Annotated in this window: 14 protein-coding genes; 8 read left to right on the forward strand and 6 right to left on the reverse strand. The window is 61.9% G+C overall.

The window, feature by feature from the left end:
• From MOV76_RS21115 to MOV76_RS21125, 3 genes are all read right to left on the reverse strand, one after another.
• Positions 1–265, reverse strand: a 265-nt coding sequence (locus MOV76_RS21115) for a DUF993 family protein (RefSeq protein ID WP_247265211.1), incomplete at its 3' end; no start/stop codon positions are given.
• Between the two features lie 3 nt (positions 266–268).
• Positions 269–1417 (reverse strand): Gfo/Idh/MocA family protein, encoded by a 1149-nt coding sequence (locus tag MOV76_RS21120; protein ID WP_018244226.1) that lies wholly within the window; start codon positions 1415–1417, stop codon positions 269–271.
• Between the two features lie 142 nt (positions 1418–1559).
• Positions 1560–2237, reverse strand: a complete 678-nt coding sequence (locus tag MOV76_RS21125; protein WP_247265212.1) for a TetR/AcrR family transcriptional regulator — start codon at positions 2235–2237, stop codon at positions 1560–1562.
• Positions 2238–2434: 197 nt separating this feature from the next.
• Here MOV76_RS21125 and MOV76_RS21130 point away from each other — a divergent pair, with 197 nt between their 5' ends.
• The 7 genes from MOV76_RS21130 to MOV76_RS21160 all read left to right on the forward strand — a co-directional run bounded on the left by MOV76_RS21130 (position 2435) and on the right by MOV76_RS21160 (position 11282).
• On the forward strand, positions 2435–3721 hold the full coding sequence (locus tag MOV76_RS21130; RefSeq protein WP_247265213.1) for an ABC transporter substrate-binding protein: 1287 nt from the start codon (positions 2435–2437) through the stop codon (positions 3719–3721).
• A gap of 6 nt (positions 3722–3727) precedes the next feature.
• Positions 3728–4687: a carbohydrate ABC transporter permease gene (locus MOV76_RS21135; protein ID WP_018244229.1), complete on the forward strand. Its 960-nt coding sequence runs from the start codon at positions 3728–3730 to the stop codon at positions 4685–4687.
• Positions 4680–5567, forward strand: coding sequence for a carbohydrate ABC transporter permease (locus MOV76_RS21140; protein ID WP_027682265.1), 888 nt, complete (start codon positions 4680–4682; stop codon positions 5565–5567). The genes MOV76_RS21135 and MOV76_RS21140 overlap by 8 nt, the downstream gene beginning before the upstream one ends.
• Positions 5567–6664, forward strand: a complete 1098-nt coding sequence (locus tag MOV76_RS21145; protein ID WP_247265214.1) for a Gfo/Idh/MocA family protein — start codon at positions 5567–5569, stop codon at positions 6662–6664. Before MOV76_RS21140 ends, MOV76_RS21145 begins: the two co-directional genes overlap by 1 nt.
• 32 nt (positions 6665–6696) lie before the next feature.
• A complete protein-coding gene (locus MOV76_RS21150) occupies positions 6697–7773 on the forward strand; it encodes an ABC transporter ATP-binding protein (protein WP_018448050.1) in 1077 nt (358 codons plus the stop codon).
• Between the two features lie 182 nt (positions 7774–7955).
• A complete protein-coding gene (locus MOV76_RS21155; protein WP_026230928.1) occupies positions 7956–8831 on the forward strand; it encodes a phosphotransferase in 876 nt (291 codons plus the stop codon).
• Positions 8832–11282 (forward strand): FAD-dependent oxidoreductase, encoded by a 2451-nt coding sequence (locus MOV76_RS21160; RefSeq protein WP_247265215.1) that lies wholly within the window; start codon positions 8832–8834, stop codon positions 11280–11282.
• 6 nt (positions 11283–11288) lie between these two features.
• Here MOV76_RS21160 and MOV76_RS21165 read toward each other — a convergent pair whose 3' ends face one another.
• Together MOV76_RS21165 and uxaC are read right to left on the reverse strand one after the other, a co-directional pair.
• Positions 11289–12743, reverse strand: coding sequence for a mannitol dehydrogenase family protein (locus tag MOV76_RS21165; protein WP_247265216.1), 1455 nt, complete (start codon positions 12741–12743; stop codon positions 11289–11291).
• Positions 12740–14155 (reverse strand): glucuronate isomerase, encoded by a 1416-nt coding sequence (gene uxaC / locus MOV76_RS21170; protein WP_247265217.1) that lies wholly within the window; start codon positions 14153–14155, stop codon positions 12740–12742. Before uxaC ends, MOV76_RS21165 begins: the two co-directional genes overlap by 4 nt.
• A 532-nt stretch (positions 14156–14687) precedes the next feature.
• On the opposite strand from uxaC, the gene MOV76_RS21175 reads away from it, so the two are divergent.
• On the forward strand, positions 14688–14897 hold the full coding sequence (locus MOV76_RS21175; protein WP_012759624.1) for a SlyX family protein: 210 nt from the start codon (positions 14688–14690) through the stop codon (positions 14895–14897).
• 46 nt (positions 14898–14943) lie between these two features.
• Here MOV76_RS21175 and MOV76_RS21180 read toward each other — a convergent pair whose 3' ends face one another.
• Positions 14944–16425, reverse strand: a complete 1482-nt coding sequence (locus tag MOV76_RS21180) for an NAD-dependent succinate-semialdehyde dehydrogenase (protein WP_130718482.1) — start codon at positions 16423–16425, stop codon at positions 14944–14946.
• Positions 16426–16445: the final 20 nt, after the last annotated feature.

Genomic DNA, 16445 nt, shown 5'->3' on the forward strand with positions numbered 1-16445 from the left:
CCATGCCGCGCTGCGCCGTATCCATCGCTTCGGCAACGCCGAGGCCGAGATCCCAGAGCCGATGGCGGAAGGCGAGCGTCCGCTCCCAATCGATCGCCGGTGTCAGCCACGGATCGTTGTCGGCGAGCGGATCGGCGACGACATGGGCCGCGGCAAAGGCGATGCGTGGAAAGGCCTTGGCGTCGCGCTTGGCGAGCGCGATCGGCGTGCCTGTCAGCGTGTAGGGAACGATCTTGCCGTCAAGAGGGAGATTGATCGTCGTCACGGCTCAGAACTCCAGTGCGGGAACATCGAGCCAGCGGCGCTCGGCCCATGATTTCAGGCCGAGTTCGGCAAGCTGTACGCCCTTGGCGCCGGCTTCCAGGCCATAGGGCCACGGCGCATCTTCGACGACATGGCGGATGAACATTTCCCACTGGGCCTTGAAGCCGTTGTCGAATGGCTGCGTGTCAGGAACCTCGTCCCAGGTCTTGTAGAAGTCGATCGTTTGCGGCTGGTCCGGGTTCCAGACTGGCTTCGGCGTGTTGACGCGGTGCTGGCTCCAGCATTTCGTCAGGCCGGCGACGGCCGAACCATGTGTGCCGTCGACCTGGAAGGTGACGAGGTCGTCGCGGCGGACGCGAACGGCCCAGGAGGAATTGATCTGCGCGATCGCGCCGCCTTCGAGCTCGAAGGTCGCATAGGCCGCATCGTCCGTGTCGCAATCATAGGGCTTGCCCTGCTCGTCGATGCGCTGGCCGATATGAGTGGCGCCGAGGCAGGAGACAGCCTTGACCTCCCCGAACAGATTGTCGAGCACGTAGCGCCAGTGGCAGAGCATGTCGAGAATGATGCCGCCGCCGTCGCCTTTACGGTAGTTCCAGGACGGGCGCTGAGCCGGCACGCCCCAATCGCCTTCGAAAACCCAGTAGCCGAATTCGCCGCGCACCGAGAGGATCTTGCCGAAGAAGCCGGAATCCCTGAGCAGCGCCAGCTTGCGCAGGCCGGGCAGGAAGAGCTTGTCCTGCACGACGCCGTGCTTGAGGCCGGAGCCGCGCGCCTTGCGCGCAAGGTCGAGTGCCACCTGCAGATCGTCGGAGATCGGCTTTTCGCAATAGACATGCTTGCCGGCATCGAGCGCCTTGGACAGCAGCTCGGCTCGCATCAGCGTCGTGCCTGCGTCGAAGAAGATCGTGTCGTCGGGATTGGCAAGAGCCGCATCGAGATCGGTCGACCAGCGCTTGATGCCGTGCTTCTTCGCCAGCTCGTCCATCTTGGCGCCGTTGCGGCCGACGATGATCGGGTCGATCTCGAGTTTCTCGCCCGATTTGAGCGTGATGCCGCCCTGGTCGCGGAAAGCGAGAATCGAACGCACCAGGTGCTGATTGTACCCCATGCGGCCGGTGACGCCGTGCAAGATGATCCCCAAGCGTGCCATTTTTTCCTCCCAGCAATCTTTTGCGGCGGGAGCGGGCATCCTGGCCCGGCCCTCCCAAGCCGGTAACTAAACAGTTACTTGATGGCAGAAGATCGGAGCGGCTGTCAAGAGTCAAATCCGATTTTCGAGATCAGGAAAGGCTCTAGCGCTTGATCGAGGCGAGCGTGACGTGGACGATATGCCTCTCCCAGGCATTGATATGGGTCGGCTCGATCAGGTCGCGGCCGAAGATCGTCGACAGCGTGTACTGGTTGGAAAGGTAGAAATAACCGAGCGAGGCGATCGTCAGGTAGACATGCAGGGGATCGGCGGTCTGGATGAAGACGCCCTGCTTCTTTCCCTGCTCGAGCACTTGAGAAAGCTCGCCGATCAAATGCGAATGCAGTTCCTTGAGCCGGACGGACTGACGCAGCCAGCGGGCGCGATGCAGATTTTCCGTGCCGAGCAGGCTGAGAAATTCCGGATGCTGGAGAAAATAACGCCAGGTGAAGAGTGCCAGTTCGCCGATGCCTTCCTCGGGGCTGCGGTCGCCGATATGAAGCGCGCGCTCGGCGGTGCGGATGCCGACATAGGCTTCTTCGAGCACCTTGAGGTAGAGCTGCTCCTTGTCGCCGAAATAATGATAGAGCATCCGCTTGTTGGTGCCGGCGCGCTCGGCGATCGCATCGACGCGAGCCCCACCCATGCCGTTTTCAGCGAATTCCCGGGTTGCCGCTTCGAGGATCGCAGCGCGTGTCCGCTCCGGATCGCGGTGGGCCGTCCGTTCCGCGACCGGGCGTCGAGACCGTTTCTTTGCCCCCTTCTCCCCGCTGTCGTTCATCTCTCCACCTCCGTCTTCACATGTTGCGCTCATAAGCCTTCGGTGCGAAATTGTAAAAACCGAATTTGAACGGCCCGCGAGCGACACCGCTTGACACGCTCGCCGCTTTGCCCGTAGCTTGTAACCAATTAGTTATTTATGCAAGGGTAACTAGGTTCGGAAGCGTGTGGAGGCGCTTCCCTTTGGAGGAGGAAAAAATGAGCCTACGTGTAAGCAGACGTAATTTCGTTGCGGGAGGAGCGACGCTTCTTTCGCTCTCGGCGCTGGGAACCAGCGCTTTGGCACAGGAAACGCGCCTGCGTCTCCTGTGGTGGGGCTCGCAGCCGCGCGCCGATCGCACCAACAAGGTATCGCAGCTCTATCAGACGAAGAAGCCGGGCACGTCGATCACCGGCGAATTCCTCGGCTGGGGCGACTACTGGCCGCGCCTTGCGACCCAGGTCGCCGGCCGCAACGCGCCCGATGTCGTCCAGATGGACTATCGCTATATCGTCCAGTATGCGCGGCGCGGCGCGCTCGCCCCGCTCGAATCCTATATGCCGGCCAAGCTCAACCTCGACGATTTCGACAAGGCGCAGATCGAAGGCGGCAGTGTCGACGGCCACCTCTACGGCGTCAGCCTCGGGGCGAATTCGGCGGCCACGGTCCTGAACACCACTGCCTTCAAGGAGGCCGGCGTCGATCTGCCGACCCAGGCAACCACCTGGGAAGAATTCGGCCGCATCGGTGCGGAGATCACCAAGGCGGGCAAACGCAAGGGCATGTTCGGCATGGCCGACGGCAGCGGCGGTGAGCCGCTGTTCGAAAATTGGCTGCGTCAGCGCGGCAAGGCGCTTTATACCGCCGACGGCAAGATCGCCTTCGGCGTGGACGATGCCTCGGAATGGTACGACATGTGGGCCAAGTTCCGGGCTGCCGGCGCCTGCGTTCCTGCCGATGTCCAGGCCCTCGATAAGAACGATATCGAAACCAACACGGTATCGCTCGGCAAGTCGGCCGCTGGTTTCGCCCATTCCAACCAGTTCGTCGCCTATCAGGCAATGAACAAGGACAAGCTGGCGCTGACCAACTACATGCGCGTCAAGGCGGATTCGAAGGGCGGCCACTATCGCAAGCCGTCGATGTTCTTCTCGGTCTCCGCCCAGTCGAAAGCTGTGGACCTGGCCGTGGACTACGTCAATTTCTTCGTCAAGGACCCCGAGGCAGCGCTGCTTCTGGATGTCGAACGCGGCATTCCCGAATCGAGCGCCATGCGTGAGGTCGTCGCGGCGAAGCTCGACGAGAACGGCAAGATTGCGCTGGCCTATGTCAGCGGCCTTGGCGAACTCGCCGGCAAATTGCCGCCGCCACCGCCCGCCGGCGCCGGTGAAGGCGAGCTGACCCTACGCAACATCGCCGAACAAGTGGCCTTCGGACAGGTATCTCCTTCCGATGGCGGCAAACAGCTTGTCGATGAAATCACGCAGATTCTCGCACGAGGCTGATCCCGTATGAGCAATGCGATGCGCACGCCCGCAGGGGCCATAAATGTGGAAAGATATCAGGGGGCCGTGGCCGAAGGACGCTTCAGGCGTCTCTGGAATGCCAATGCTCCCGGCTATCTCTTCCTTCTTCCGTGGCTCATCGGCTTTTTCGGGCTGACGCTCGGGCCGGCCCTGATTTCGCTCTACCTCTCCTTCACCGACTTCGACATGCTGCAGTCGCCGAGGTGGGTGGGAATGGCGAATTACGTGCGCATCGCCACGGCCGATCCGAAATTCTCGGCCGCCATGCACGTCACCCTGACTTATGTCGTCTTCTCGGTGCCGTTCAAACTGACCTTCGCCTTGCTGGTCGCCATGGCGCTGAACCGTGGCCTGCGTGGGCTGTCGATCTACCGGGCCATCTTCTATCTCCCCTCATTGCTGGGCGGCAGCGTGGCGATCGCCGTGCTCTGGCGTCAGCTTTTCGCCAGCGATGGCCTCGTCAATGCCGCACTCTCGCATTTCGGCATCGAAGGCCCAAGCTGGATCTCGCATCCGAACTATTCGATCTACACGCTGGTGGCTCTGTCCGTCTGGCAGTTCGGCTCGCCGATGATTATTTTCCTGGCCGGCCTGCGCCAGATCCCGCAGGATATGTATGAGGCCGCCAGCCTCGACGGCGCCTCGAAGTTCCGGCAATTCTACAAGATCACGCTGCCACTTCTGACCCCGGTGATCTTCTTCAACGCCGTCGTCCAGACGATTGAAGCCTTCAAGGCATTCACACCAGCCTTCATCATCTCCGGCGGCACGGGCGGTCCGATCAATTCGACGCTCTTCTACACGCTCTACCTCTATCAGGAAGCCTTCGGCAATTTCCGCATGGGCTACGCCTCGGCACTCGCCTGGATCCTGGTGGTGATCATCGCGATCTTCACCGCCTTCTCCTTCCTGACCTCACGTTATTGGGTGCACTACGATGACTGAGATGACCGCTTCCGTCACTGCGGCCAGGCCGCCATCCGACATCACCAAACGCAGCCTGCCGGCGTCGCTCATCATCCACGCCCTGCTGATCGCCGCTTCACTTCTCATGCTCTATCCGCTGTTGTGGATGGTTTCGGCATCGGTAAGGCCGGAAAACGAGATCTTCTCGTCGACCTCGCTCATCCCGTCGTCGATCGATCTCTCCTCCTATGCGCGCGGTTGGGTCGGTCTCGATGTCAGCTTCGGCCGGTTCTTCTGGAATTCGCTCGTCATCTCGCTGCTGGTGGTGACGGGTAATGTCATCGCCTGTTCGCTGACGGCCTTCGCCTTCGCGCGGCTGCGTTTTGCCGGCCGGAACTTCTGGTTCGCGATCATGCTCGGCACGTTGATGATCCCCTACCATGTGACGCTGATCCCGCAATATGTGCTCTTCCTCAACCTCGGCTGGGTGAACACCATCCTGCCGCTTGTTGTGCCGAAGTTCCTGGCAAGCGATGCCTTCTTCATCTTCCTCATGGTGCAGTTCTTCCGCGGCATCCCGCGCGAACTCGATGAGGCGGCGATGATGGATGGCTGCAGCGCTTGGCGCATCTATTGGAAGATCATGCTGCCGCTATCGCTGCCGGTTTTGGCAACGGCCGCCATCTTCTCCTTCATCTGGACCTGGGACGATTTCTTCGGTCCGCTGATCTACCTGAACGACATGAACACCTACACGATCCAGCTCGGCCTGCGCACTTTCGTGGATTCTACCAGTGCATCGGATTGGGGCGGTTTGTTCGCCATGTCGACACTGACGCTCGTGCCGGTCTTCTTCTTCTTCCTGTTCTTCCAGCGCCTGCTGATCGAGGGCATCGCCACAACGGGCATGAAGCGTTGATGGCGATAACGGGAAAGAGCGACATGAGCATCAGGACGGTCGCGATCGTTGGTTGCGGTATCGGCCGCTCCCACATCGTCGAAGGTTATCTGCCGCATTCCGATAAGTTCAAGGTCGTGGCGATCTGCGACCTGAACGAGCAGCGCATGGCGGCGGTCGGCGACGAGTTCGGCATCGAAGGGCGCACGACTTCCTTCGCGGAGCTGTTGGCCGACGACACGATCGACATCATCGATATCTGCACCCCTCCCGGCATCCATCTGGAACAGGTGGTCGCAGCCCTGGCTGCCGGTAAACATGTCGTATGCGAAAAGCCGCTGACGGGCTCGCTTGCTGCCGTCGATACCATCATGGAAGCGGAAAAGACCGCCAAGGGCGTGCTGATGCCGATCTTCCAATATCGCTACGGCGACGGCATCCAGAAGGCCAAGCGGATCATCGACGCCGGTATTGCTGGCAAGCCCTATACCGCTTCGGTCGAAACCTTCTGGCTGCGCAAGCCGGAATATTACGCCGTGCCTTGGCGCGGCAAATGGGCGACGGAGCTCGGCGGCGTTCTCGTCACCCATGCGCTGCATCTGCACGACATGCTGATGCATCTGATGGGGCCTGCGGCAAGGGTCTTCGGCCGCGTCGCCACCCGTGTCAATGATATCGAGGTCGAGGATTGTGCCTCCGCCAGCCTGCTGATGGAAAACGGCGCCTTTGTCTCGCTTTCCTGCACCCTTGGTTCGCAGGAGCAGATTAGCCGGCTCAGGCTGCATTTCGAGAATGTCACTTTCGAAAGCAGCCACGAGCCCTATACGCCAGGTAAGGATCCCTGGAAGATCATCGCCGCGAATGACGACGTCCGGGAACAGATCGACAAGGTGGTTGGCGACTGGCAGCCGGTTGCGCCGCGTTTCACCACCCAGATGGGCCAGTTCCACGCCTTCCTCAGCGGCCATGCGCCGCTGCCGGTGACGACGGTGGATGCCCGCCGTGCGCTGGAACTCGTCACCGCCATCTACCAGTCTTCCGACAGCGGCGCTGACGTGCCGCTGCCGGTCGGCCCCGACAGTCCGAAATACGCCGATTGGCGCGCAAGAACGAAGTAACCGACAAAATAAAAAGAGAGGGTTTTGAGAAGATGGCAACCAGTGTCGTTCTTCAGAAGGTCGAGAAGCGCTACGGCGCGATGGATGTGATCCATGGCATCGACCTGACGATCGATCCCGGCGAATTCGTCGTTTTTGTCGGCCCCTCCGGCTGCGGAAAATCGACCCTTCTGCGCATGATCGCCGGTCTCGAGGAGATATCGGGCGGCGCGCTTTTGCTCGACAGCGAGCGCATGAACGAGGTGGCGCCCGCCAAGCGCGGCATCGCCATGGTCTTCCAGTCCTATGCTCTCTATCCCCATATGTCGGTTTACAAGAACCTCGCCTTCGGCCTGGAGACGGCGGGTTACAAGAAGGCCGAGATCCAGCCGAAGGTGAAGCGCGCCGCCGAGATCCTGCAGATCGAGAAGCTGTTGGAGCGCAAGCCGAAGGCGCTCTCCGGCGGCCAGCGCCAGCGTGTCGCGATCGGCCGCGCCATCGTGCGCGAGCCGCGGATATTCCTGTTCGACGAGCCGCTGTCGAACCTCGATGCCGAGCTGCGCGTGCAGATGCGCGTCGAGATCTCCCGCCTGCACCGCAGCCTCGGCAATACGATGATCTATGTCACCCATGACCAGGTCGAAGCCATGACGATGGCGGACAAGATCGTGGTGTTGAATTCCGGCCGTATCGAGCAGGTCGGCGCGCCGCTCGATCTCTATAACAATCCGGCCAACCGCTTCGTCGCCGGTTTCATCGGCAGCCCGAAGATGAATTTCCTGAAGGCCCGCATCGAGCAGGTCGGCGAGGCCGAAACCAGCATCCATGTCTGCGGCAATTCCGTCCGCCTGCCGCGCCGCCTGAACGGCGGGGCGGGAGAGGACGTCACCTTCGGCATCCGTCCCGAGCATCTTTCGCTGGCCGAAGGTACAATCGCGCTCTCGACCGTCAACGTCGATCTCGTTGAAAATCTCGGCGGTGCCACGATGCTCTACACGACGACGCCGGATAACCAACTCCTGACCGTCGCGCTTGACGGCCAGCAGAAGGTGGAGCGCGGCGCCAATGTGAAGGCCTCCTTCGATCCGGCCCGCTGCCACGTCTTCGATGCCGCCGGCAAGACGATCTAAGCGTACCGCTGCTTGACATCAGATCCTCCTCTGCCCCATCATTTCGGAAGGGGTCGCTAGAACAGGATGATTTTAGGCCGGGTCGGCCTAAAATCTGAATCCTGTTCTAAGTTAAATAGTTAGAGCATGATGTCGTCCGAAAACCGCTCACACTTTTCGGCATCATGCTCTGGGGGATGAGCATGACGCCTGAAGATAGGATTCATGCGCTTGGCATCTGGCAGGGCCCGATTGAAATCTCGCCGATAGCAGGCGGCATCACCAACAGGAACTATCTGGTCAGCGATGCCGTCGCGCGCTGCGTGGTCAGGCTCGGTACCGATATTCCGATCCATCACATCAACAGGCAGAACGAGCTTGCCGCAAGCCGTGCCGCCCATGCAGCCGGCATTTCGCCGGCGGTCATCCACCATTCGCCGGGCGTCCTGGTGCTCGAATATATCGAGGCAAGAGCGCTTTCGCCGGAGGATATCAGGAGGCCGCAAATGCTCGCCCGGGTCGTCCCCTTGGTCCGCGCTTGCCATCGCGACATTGCCCGGCATTTCCGCGGCCAGGCGATGATCTTCTGGGTCTTCCACGTCATCCGCGATTATGCCGCCAATCTGAAGGCGTCGGAAAGCGCCTATCTTCCCCTGCTGCCGGGGCTCGTTGGCAATGCCGAGACGTTGGAAGAAGCGGCAGGGCCTTTCGAGATCGCCTTCGGCCACAACGATCTGCTGGCCGCCAACTTTCTCGATGACGGCAAGCGGCTCTGGCTGATCGACTGGGACTATGCCGGTTTCAACACGCCGCTTTTCGATCTTGGCGGATTGGCCTCCAACAACGAACTCCCGGAAGCGGCCGAGCGCGCGATGCTGGAGATCTATTTCGACCGGCCGCTGACCGATGATCTCAGCCGGCGCTATGCCGCGATGAAATGCGCTTCGCTCCTGCGCGAGACGCTCTGGAGCATGATTTCGGAAATTCATTCCACCATCGATTTCGATTACGCCGGCTACACGGCCGAAAATCTCGCGCGCTTCGAGCGCGCCTATCAAGCCTTTGAACGGGATCAATAAATGACGAAGGAATTACCGAAGACGGCGAAGGCCGTGGTCATCGGCGGCGGCATCATCGGCTGCTCGACGGCCTATCATCTCGGCAAGCTTGGCTGGACCGATACCGTGTTGCTGGAGCGCAAGAAGCTTACGTCGGGCACCACCTTCCACGCCGCCGGCCTCGTCGGCCAGCTGCGCACCAGCGCCAACATCACCCAGCTTCTTGGCTATTCGGTCGATCTCTACAAGCGGCTGGAGGCGGAAACGGGTCTCGGCACCGGCTGGAAGATGAATGGCGGCCTGCGCCTTGCCTGCAACGAGGAACGCTGGACCGAGGTCAGGCGCCAGGCGACTACCGCCCAGTCCTTCGGCCTCGAAATGCAGTTGCTGACCCCGCAGGAAGCCTTCGATCTCTGGCCGCTAATGACAACAGACGATCTCGTCGGCGCCGCCTTCCTCCCAACCGACGGCCAGGCCAATCCCTCCGACATTACCCAGGCGCTGGCAAAGGGCGCCCGCATGTCAGGCGTTTCGATCTTCGAGGATATTGAAGTCCTCGACCTTGAAATCGACAAGGGAAAGATCCGCGCCGTCGTCACGGCGCAAGGGCGCATCGAATGCGAGCGCGTCGTCGTCTGCGCCGGCCAATGGACGCGCGCCTTCGCCGCCCGCTTCGGCGTCAACGTGCCGCTGGTCTCCGTCGAGCATCAATACATCATCACCGAATCCTTCGGCGTGCCCTCCAACCTGCCGACGCTGCGCGATCCCGATCGCCTGACCTACTATAAGGAGGAGGTCGGGGGCATCGTCATGGGCGGCTACGAGCCGAACCCCATTCCCTGGGCAAAGAGCGGCATCCCCGAGGGTTTCCACTACACGCTGCTCGACAGCAGTTTCGACCATTTCGAACAGATCATGGAACAGGCACTCGGCCGCGTCCCGGCGCTGGAAAATGTCGGCGTCAAGCAGCTGCTGAACGGCCCGGAAAGCTTCACGCCGGATGGTAACTTCATTCTCGGCGAGGCCCCGGAGCTGAAGAATTTCTTCGTCGGCGCTGGTTTCAACGCCTTCGGCATCGCCTCGGCTGGCGGCGCCGGCATGGCGCTTGCCGAATGGGTGACAAAGGGCGAACCGCCTTATGATCTCTGGCCGGTCGATATCCGCCGTTTCGGCCGGCCGCATTTCGATACCGACTGGGTGCGGACACGCACGCTCGAAGCCTATGGCAAGCATTACACCATGGCCTGGCCGTTCGAGGAACATTCGAGCGGCCGCCCCTGCCGCAAGTCGCCGCTCTATGACCGGCTGAAGGCGCAGGGCGCCTGTTTCGGCGAAAAGCTTGGCTGGGAAAGGCCGAACTGGTTTGCCGATCTCTTCGCCAACGAGGAGCCGAAGGATATCTACAGCTACACCAGGCAGAACTGGTTCGACGCCGTCGGCCGCGAGCATAAGGCCGTGCGCGAAGCGGCCGTCATCTTCGACCAGACCTCCTTTGCCAAATTCGTGCTGAAGGGCAGGGATGCCGAGGCAGCGCTGTCCTGGATCGCCGCCAACGATGTCGCAAGGCCTGTGGGATCGCTTGTCTACACGCAGATGCTGAACGACAAGGGCGGCATCGAATGCGACGTGACGGTCGCCCGCATCGCCGAGAACGAATATTACATCGTCACCGGTACCGGCTTCGCCACCCATGACTTCGACTGGATCGCACGCAATATCCCGGCGGCGATGCATGCCGAGCTGGTCGACGTCACGTCTGCCTATTCCGTGCTGTCGCTGATGGGACCGAATTCCCGCGCCGTGCTGGAAAAGGTGACGGGCAGCGACGTCTCGAATGCAGCCTTCCCCTTCGGCAAGGTCAGGACCATCGGCATTGCAGGCTGCCCGGTGCGGGCGTTGCGCATCACCTATGTCGGGGAGCTCGGCTACGAACTGCATGTTCCCATCGAGTATGCGACCACGGTCTATGACGTGCTGATGGCATCAGGTGGTGAGCTCGGCCTCGTCAATGCCGGTTACCGCGCCATTGAGAGCTGCCGTCTGGAAAAGGGTTATCGCGCCTGGGGATCGGATATCGGTCCCGACCATACGCCTGTTGAAGCCGGTCTCGGCTGGGCGGTGAAGATACGGAAGAATATTCCGTTCCGCGGCCGTGAGGCGATCGAACGGCAGCTTGCGGGCGGGGTGAAGAAGCGCCTCGCCTGCTTCATTCCGGAGGATGCCAATGCCGTGCTGCTCGGCCGTGAAACGATCTATCGCGACGGCAAGCGCGTCGGCTGGCTGTCGAGCGGCGGCTTCGGCTATACGCTGGGCAAGCCGATCGGCTACGGCTATGTCCGCAGCCCCGACGGCGTGACCGAGGATTTTGTCCTCTCCGGCACTTATGAGCTTGATGTCGCGCGGGAACGCATCCCTTGCAAGGTGTCGCTGTCGCCGCTCTACGATCCGGATATGGCGCGCATCAAGGCGTAGCCGGGTCTAGAACAGCGGCAGCCGGTCGTCCTGAATTAGGATCTCCAGCTTGTCGGAGACGTCCTGCGTCCACGCGCGGTGTCCTGTCAAAGCTGCCGGGAAGAGTCCGGGAAGGGTGAAAAGAGCCGCCGAGATCGCCAGGCCGGTGCGCGGGACATCGGCGATGAGAGCGGCGATTTCGCCTGCACGGGGATCGCGCAGTTCATAGCGCTCGCCGTTGCCGTGCTCGCCGATCGCATAGCGCATCCATGCCGCAACGGCGATCGCATAGGTCTCCGCCTTGTCGCCATGCGCCAGTGCCTCGGTTGCCGGTTCCAGCAGCCGCTGCGGCAGTTTCTGCGTGCCGTCCATGGCGATCTGATAGGTGCGATGCGCGATCGCCTTGTTTGCAAAGCGCGCTATCAATTCGCTGGCATAGTCATCGAGGTCGATGCCGGGAACCGCATCGAGCGTTCTTGCGGCCGCATGCATGTGGCGGTAGGCAAGGGCCGCCAGGCCGGCATCATCCATCACGTCGCGGATGAATTCATAGCCGCCGATATAACCGAGATAGGCGAGCAGCGAATGCGCGCCGTTCAGCATCCGGAGCTTCATCTTCTCATAGGCCGAAACATCCGTGACCATCAGCGCGCCGGCCTTCTCCCAGGCCGGCCGGCCATTGGCGAAATGATCTTCGATCACCCATTGAGTGAAGGGTTCGGTCTCGATCGCCGCCAGATCCTGCCGTCCGGTCAGCCGTTCGGCATCCTGGTAGGTCGCCTCGGTGCTGGCCGGCGTGATGCGGTCGACCATGGTCGAGGGGAAGGGCACATTTGCCTCGATCCATTGACGAAGTGAGGGGTCGACGCGTTCGGCGAAATCGAGAACCAGTCGTTTCAGAACGGCGCCGTTGCTCGGAAGATTGTCGCAGCTGAGCGGTGTGAAGGGGGCGATGCCCTTCGCCCGGCGCCGGGAAAGTCCCTCGACCAGATAGCCGATGACGCCGCGCGGCGCATGGCGGTTGGCAAGGTCGGCCGCCACATCGGCATGGTTGAGGTCGAGCCCTCCCGTCGCGGTATCCATGCCATAGGCCTTTTCCGTCACCGTCAGGCTGACGATGCGGATCGCCGGATCTTCCAGCCGATCGAGCAGTCCTGCCGGATCACGTGTCGCCACATGCGCCCGCAGAATGGGGCCGATCACCTGCGCTACCGTGCCCGACGTATCGCGGATCAGCATCGTATAGAGGCCGTTCTGCTCGTTCAGGTGATCGGCGACATCGGCAGTGCGCAGGCTCGCCACCTCGATGCCCCAGTCTCCGCCGCTTGTCGCAAGTGCGGCATCTGTAAACGGCGCGAAATGCGCGCGGAAGAAAGCGCCCGGCCCGAGATGCAGGATGCCGCTTTTCAGCTGGTTACGGTCATAGGCGGGAAGCTTCGCCGTCGGGGCGAGGCCGGAAAGGGTCTGCAGTCGTTCGGTCACAGCTTGTAGGCCTTCTTCGCATTGCCATAGGAAAGCTCACCTGCAACGATCTCGGCTTCCCGCTTGGAAATCCGGTGCTCGGCGGCGAGCTGGGCGAGGAAACGGCAGACTTCGCGGCGCCAGACGTCATGCCGGGCCGGAATCGAAAGCAGCGCACGCGTATCGTCGTTGAAACCCGCCATATTGGCAAAGCCGGCCGTCTCGACGACCTGGTCGAGGTAGCGTCGGATGCCGTTCGGGCTGTCGTGGAACCACCAGGGCGGGCCGATCATCAGGCAGGGCCAATGGCCGACCATTGGCGCCATCTCGCGCGCATAGGTCGTCTCGTCGAGCGTGAAGAGCAGCACGCGCAGCCCCGGCGCATGGCCGTATCTTGAAAGCAGCGCATTCAGGCCGCCGACCCAGTCGGTGGGTGTCGGGATATCGGCGCCCATATTGGGGCCTCGGGTCGAGAAAAGTCCGCGGTCGGTGTTGCGTCTGGAGCCGGCATGGATCTGCATCACCATGCCGTCCTCAGCCGAAAGCCCGGCCATCTCGGTCATCATCTGGCCACGGAAGAGCTCGGCCTCCCCGGCCGAAAGCGGTCCCTTCAGCGCCTTCTCGAGCAACGCCTGCTTTTCCGCAAGCGGCAGATCTGATGTAAAGGCTGTGGGCACGCCGTGATCGGTCGCGGTGGCGCCGAACTGGCGGAAATAGGCGCGTCGGCGCCGATGCGCCTCGATCAGACCGTCCCAGCGCGTCACGTCGGTGCCGGTGATCTCTCCGAACTTGACAAGATTGTCGCGGAAGCCGACGGCGTCGGGATCGGTGACACTGTCCGGCCTGTAGGTGGTGCGCACCTTGCCGATCCATCCGTCGGCCGCCATCTTCTGGTGATGCGCCAGAGGATCGAGCGCCCCATCTGTCGTCGCGATCGTTTCGATGCCGAATCGCTGATGCAGCGCCCGCGGGCGGAATTCGGGAAGGGCAAGCTGGGCATTGATATGATCGTAGAGCGCATCGGCATTGTCAGCCGTCAGCGGCTCCGTGCAGCCGAGTACGGCCGACATGGCGTGGTCGACCCAGAGGCTCGAAGGCGTTCCGCGGAAGAGATGATAATGCGCGGCAAAGCTCCGCCAGATCGCCCGCCCCTCAGCCACCGGCTTGCCGTCGAGCCGCGGCACGCCGAGTTCGTCCAACGTGACGCCGACGCTGTGCAGCATGCGGAAGAGATAGTGATCGGGAATGACCAGCAGCGAAGCCGCGTCTTCAAAGGGCTTGTCGTCGGCGAACCAGGAAGGTTCAGTATGCCCGTGCGGACTGACGATCGGAAGATTGCGCACTGTCTCGTAGAGGTCTCGCGCGATGGTCCGTGTTGCCGGATCAGCCGGAAAAAGCCGGTCCGGATGAAGAAAGCCGTTTCCTGCATCCATCAGTATTCCTCCCTGATGGATAAGGGCCTACCCCACAACACCAGGCGCGGCAAGGTCTTTTAGTAACCAAACGGTACAGTTTTGCGCATGGCTGCACTGGGCATGGAAAGCATTGACGCGGCGACCTATTTCCGGTTTGCAGAACCATCTGTTCTGCCGGTTTCGGCAAAGGAGGGTCTAGAGCCTTTCCGGGTTAGATTGTAGCATTCTGTTGGCTCAAACGGAGTCGGATGGTCGACCCGCCGGCGCGCGTCGCAGCCAAGCTCTACGGCCAAGCCGGCCGGTCGATCAGCCGGCCCGTTTCAGCCAACCTTCCCGCAGATTTGCCTGGCAAATCTGCAAGACTTAGAAGCGCCGGACGCACCTATTGCTTCGCATAGCGAAGCAGTGCGGCCGGTGGGCCGGGCATCTTTCCGTCAGGGCAAAGGCGATCGGCTCGGACGTACCAAGGGGTATGCCCTTCGCCAATCGCCTTTGCCCTGACGAAAATCTGCTCCGGCGGAATCCTGCAATCTAACCCGGAAAGGCTCTAATGTCCGACGAGACGAACCGCATCACCCAGCTGGAAGAAATGCTGGCCCACCAGGCAAAGACGATCGAAGAGCTTTCCGATCAGCTCGCCGAGCAATGGAAAACGGTCGAACAGATGCGCACCAAGCTCGACCGGCTGACCGAACGCTTCCTGTCGCTCGAGGAGCAGTCACTGGAGGCGCCTGGCATCACCCGCCCGCCGCATTATTGACGGCACGCGGCGCAATGCCGCGTGCCTGTCTCATTAGGATGGTGAATCAGACGCCGCCGATGCAGAGATATTTCATTTCCAGATAGTCGTCGGCGCCGTGCCGCGAGCCTTCGCGGCCGAGGCCGGATTGCTTGATGCCGCCGAAGGGCGCCGTCTCGGAGGACATCAGGCCGGTATTGATGCCGATCATGCCGTATTCCAGCGCTTCCGCCACCCGCCAGACCTTTTTCAGATCGCCGGCGTAGAAATAGGCGGCGAGGCCGAACTCCGTGTCGTTGGCCTGTTGAATGACATCCTCGACCGTGTCGAAGCGAAAGAGCGGCGCCACCGGCCCGAAGGTCTCCTCGCGCGCCACCTTCATGCCGCGCGCAACGCCGGTCAGCACCGTCGGCGTGAAGAAAGTGCCGGCGCCGTCGATGCGCTTGCCGCCGATCAGCACCTTGGCGCCCTTGGCAAGCGCATCGCTGACATGATCTTCCACCTTGGCAAGGCCTTGCTCGTCGATCAGCGGCCCGATCACGACACCCGGCTTGAAGCCGTCGCCGACCGACATCTCGGCGACCTTGGCGGCAAGCTTGGCTGCGAAGGCGTCATAGACGTTCGACTGGACATAGAGACGGTTGGCACAGACGCAGGTCTGGCCGGCATTGCGGTATTTGGAGGCGATCGCGCCTTCGACGGCAGCGTCGAGATCGGCATCGTCAAAGACGATGAAGGGCGCGTTGCCGCCGAGCTCCAGGCTCACCTTTTTGATCTGGTCGGCGCACTGCCGCATCAGGATGCGGCCGACCTCCGTCGAACCGGTGAAGCTGATCTTGCGTACCTTTTCGTTGCCGCAGAGCTCGCGGCCGATTGCCGGGCCGTCGACCCCGACGATGACGTTGAAGACGCCTGCCGGAATGCCGGCCTGCTCGGCGAGTACGGCAAGCGCGATCGCCGTCAGCGGCGTCTGTTCTGCGGGCTTCGAGACCACGGTGCAGCCGACGGCAAGCGCCGGAGCGATCTTGCGGGTGATCATCGCCGCCGGGAAATTCCACGGCGTGATCGTGCCGACGACGCCGACCGGCTGCCGGATGACGATCATCCGTTTATCGTCGGAAGGCGCGGGGATCGTCTCGCCATAGATGCGTTTGGCTTCTTCCGCATACCATTCGATATAGGCCGCGGCATAGAGGATCTCGCCGCGCGCTTCCGGGAACGGCTTGCCCATTTCGGCGGTCAGGATTGCGGCGAGTTCGTCGGCATTGGCGACCATCAGGTCGAACCATTTGCGCAGGATCGCGCTGCGCTCCTTGGCCGGACGGGCTGCCCAGGCCGGCTGGGCGGCATGAGCCGCATCGATCGCCGCCCGCGTCTCGGCCGCACCCATATCGGGCAGCGAGGCGAGCAACTCACCGGTTGCCGGGTTCAGAACGTCGAATGTCCGAGTGGCATCGCCTGATGTCCAGACCCCGCCGATATAGCCGGCATCGCGCAGCAGGGGCGAGGAGAAGGGAACGTGCTTGGTCAGTGCGGTGGTGAAAGCCATGTCATATCCTCCTTGGGAGT

Source organism: Rhizobium sp. PRIMUS64, from assembly GCF_023006465.1.
In the GTDB taxonomy this organism is placed as follows: domain Bacteria; phylum Pseudomonadota; class Alphaproteobacteria; order Rhizobiales; family Rhizobiaceae; genus Rhizobium; species Rhizobium leguminosarum.

What these genes read in the sequence shown, in the direction of transcription:
- MOV76_RS21120 (WP_018244226.1), bottom strand. Translation starts at nt 1,417, where the DNA reads ATGGCACGCTTGGGGATCATCTTGCACGGCGTCACCGGCCGCATGGGG.
- MOV76_RS21125 (WP_247265212.1), bottom strand. Translation starts at nt 2,237, where the DNA reads ATGAACGACAGCGGGGAGAAGGGGGCAAAGAAACGGTCTCGACGCCCG.
- MOV76_RS21130 (WP_247265213.1), top strand. Translation starts at nt 2,435, where the DNA reads ATGAGCCTACGTGTAAGCAGACGTAATTTCGTTGCGGGAGGAGCGACG.
- MOV76_RS21135 (WP_018244229.1), top strand. Translation starts at nt 3,728, where the DNA reads ATGAGCAATGCGATGCGCACGCCCGCAGGGGCCATAAATGTGGAAAGA.
- MOV76_RS21140 (WP_027682265.1), top strand. Translation starts at nt 4,680, where the DNA reads ATGACTGAGATGACCGCTTCCGTCACTGCGGCCAGGCCGCCATCCGAC.
- MOV76_RS21145 (WP_247265214.1), top strand. Translation starts at nt 5,567, where the DNA reads ATGGCGATAACGGGAAAGAGCGACATGAGCATCAGGACGGTCGCGATC.
- MOV76_RS21150 (WP_018448050.1), top strand. Translation starts at nt 6,697, where the DNA reads ATGGCAACCAGTGTCGTTCTTCAGAAGGTCGAGAAGCGCTACGGCGCG.
- MOV76_RS21155 (WP_026230928.1), top strand. Translation starts at nt 7,956, where the DNA reads ATGACGCCTGAAGATAGGATTCATGCGCTTGGCATCTGGCAGGGCCCG.
- MOV76_RS21160 (WP_247265215.1), top strand. Translation starts at nt 8,832, where the DNA reads ATGACGAAGGAATTACCGAAGACGGCGAAGGCCGTGGTCATCGGCGGC.
- uxaC (WP_247265217.1), bottom strand. Translation starts at nt 14,155, where the DNA reads ATGGATGCAGGAAACGGCTTTCTTCATCCGGACCGGCTTTTTCCGGCT.
- MOV76_RS21175 (WP_012759624.1), top strand. Translation starts at nt 14,688, where the DNA reads ATGTCCGACGAGACGAACCGCATCACCCAGCTGGAAGAAATGCTGGCC.
- MOV76_RS21180 (WP_130718482.1), bottom strand. Translation starts at nt 16,425, where the DNA reads ATGGCTTTCACCACCGCACTGACCAAGCACGTTCCCTTCTCCTCGCCC.